The sequence below is a fragment of the Actibacterium sp. genome (assembly GCF_041584535.1).
GTDB lineage: Bacteria > Pseudomonadota > Alphaproteobacteria > Rhodobacterales > Rhodobacteraceae > Actibacterium_D.
Window position 1 is genome coordinate 1 of sequence record NZ_JBFHDW010000397.1, and the last position, 1,891, is coordinate 1,891.

At 61.7% G+C, this 1,891-nt stretch carries 2 protein-coding genes; one reads left to right on the top strand and one right to left on the bottom strand.

Translation table 11 applies throughout. From position 1 onward, the window contains the following. A partial coding sequence (locus ABYW26_RS14055; RefSeq protein WP_372605543.1) for a VOC family protein occupies positions 1-504 on the top strand: 504 nt, incomplete at its 5' end. Positions 505-507: 3 nt separating this feature from the next. On the opposite strand, the gene ABYW26_RS14060 is transcribed toward ABYW26_RS14055, so the two are convergent. Further along, positions 508-1,891: hypothetical protein (locus ABYW26_RS14060; RefSeq protein WP_372605544.1), on the bottom strand; the 1,384-nt coding region annotated here is incomplete at its 5' end.

The window sequence follows — 1,891 nt, forward strand, 5'->3', positions numbered from 1 at the left end:
AAAGACGCGAAACAGACCGTCGAATGGTATGGCAAGATGCAGAACATGGATTTTATTCTGGCGATTGCCGAAGACTATGTGCCCTCGACCCATGAACCCGATCCTTACATGCATCTGTTCCTTGATGCCGGGAATGGCAACGTTCTGGCCTTCTTTGAACTGCCGACCAAGCCCGAAATGGGCCGCGATCCGAACACCCCGGCCTGGGTTCAGCACATCGCGTTCAAGGTCAAGGATCGCGATGAACTGATCGAATTCAAGAACCATCTCGAAGCCAATGGCGTCGAGGTTCTGGGCGTCACAGACCACTCGATCTTTCACTCGATCTATTTCTTCGATCCCAACGGTCACCGGGTCGAACTGGCCTGTCCCGATCCGGAAGAACAGGCGATGCTGGCCAAGTTGGACAGTGTCAAATGGGAGATGCTTGAGGAATGGTCGAAGACCAAGAAAGCCCCCAAGCACGCCGAATGGATGCACAAGAAAGAGCTGTCCGGCCTCTGATCCCTAGCGCCGCAGCCGCACGTTCTTCCAGTTGGTGGTGATGTGGCAGGCGGCGCAATCCCGGCCGAAGGTGCCGCGATGCGTGTCCTGGGTGCCGTGACAGGCGACACAGGCGCGCGGCACCTTGGCCGGGTCAGGCTGGGCCGGCGTATGGCAGGCCCGACAGACCAATCCGTCATGGGCGCCGGTCAGGTTGAACCGGGTCTGGGCCTTGTGGTCAAAGCTCCAGAACGCCCAGCCGTTGGGGGTGTGGCAGGATTCACAATCCTTGCCCAGCGTGCCTTTGTGCGGGTCGTCGGCGACGTGACAGCTGGCGCAGGAAATATCGGCCTGCTGGAAGGTCTGGTCGATATGGCATTCCTCGCAAGGCGTCAGCACATGCAGCCCGATCAGCGGCATCCGCGTCAGCCCGTGGTCAAAAGCCACGGTGCCGCGCCAGTCCTCGGTGGTGTGACAGGTGGCGCAGGCCTTGCCCAATTCGCCCTGATGCGGGTCGTCGTCGCGGTGGCAGTCGCTACACTCAAGCGGCAGGTCGGTCGCATAGGCGTCGCCGGTATGACAACTGGTGCAAGCGGCCTTGGCATGAGCGCCGGTCAGCGCGAACTTGGTGTCGGTGTCATGCTTGAACCGCACCTCCTGCCATTTGGTCGTGCCATGGCAACTGTCGCATTTCGCGCCCATGGTGCTGCGATGCACGTCCTGCAAGCGGTGGCAATCGGCGCAGGTCTTGCTGAGGCCTTTCCAGACCTCGCCGACATGGCAATCGCCGCACGGGGTTTTCGCGTGGCCGCCCAGCAATTCGAACCCGGTCTTGGCGTGGTCGAATGACTTCAGATCGGCCCAGCCGGTTTCCTGATGGCAGGTGGCGCATTCCGTGCCCAGCTTGTCGCCATGCGGCGCGTCCTCCTTGTGGCAGGTGGCGCAATCGCCCACGGCCTCGCGGAACGGCTTATCGCTGGCGTGGCAGCTGTCGCAGGCCAGAGCGCCATGCGCGCCGCGCAGGGGATAGTCGGTCAGGTTATGGTCAAAGGTCTCGCGGTCCAGCCCGATGATATCGGCATCGCGGCCAATGTGATCGGTGTGGCAATGCCGGCATTCCTGCCCCTGCACCTCGGGGGCGCGGCCGTGAAAGCCGGTCTTTGCGGCCTGATCGGCAGCGATCGGCTTGTGACAATCGGCGCATTGCGTGCCTTGTTTTTCTTGCGAAAACGAGCTGTGGCAATTGGCACAATCGGTCTCAAGCTTGCGATGGCCCTCGACCAGCGGCCCCGGCATCACCAGCTTTTCATACCAGCTTTGTGCCGAAACCGCGGCGGGCCACAGCAGGCAAAGCAGCACCAGAAGCCCGGTTATCCTGCCCGGACGCCGCATCAGTAAAGGTGCACCG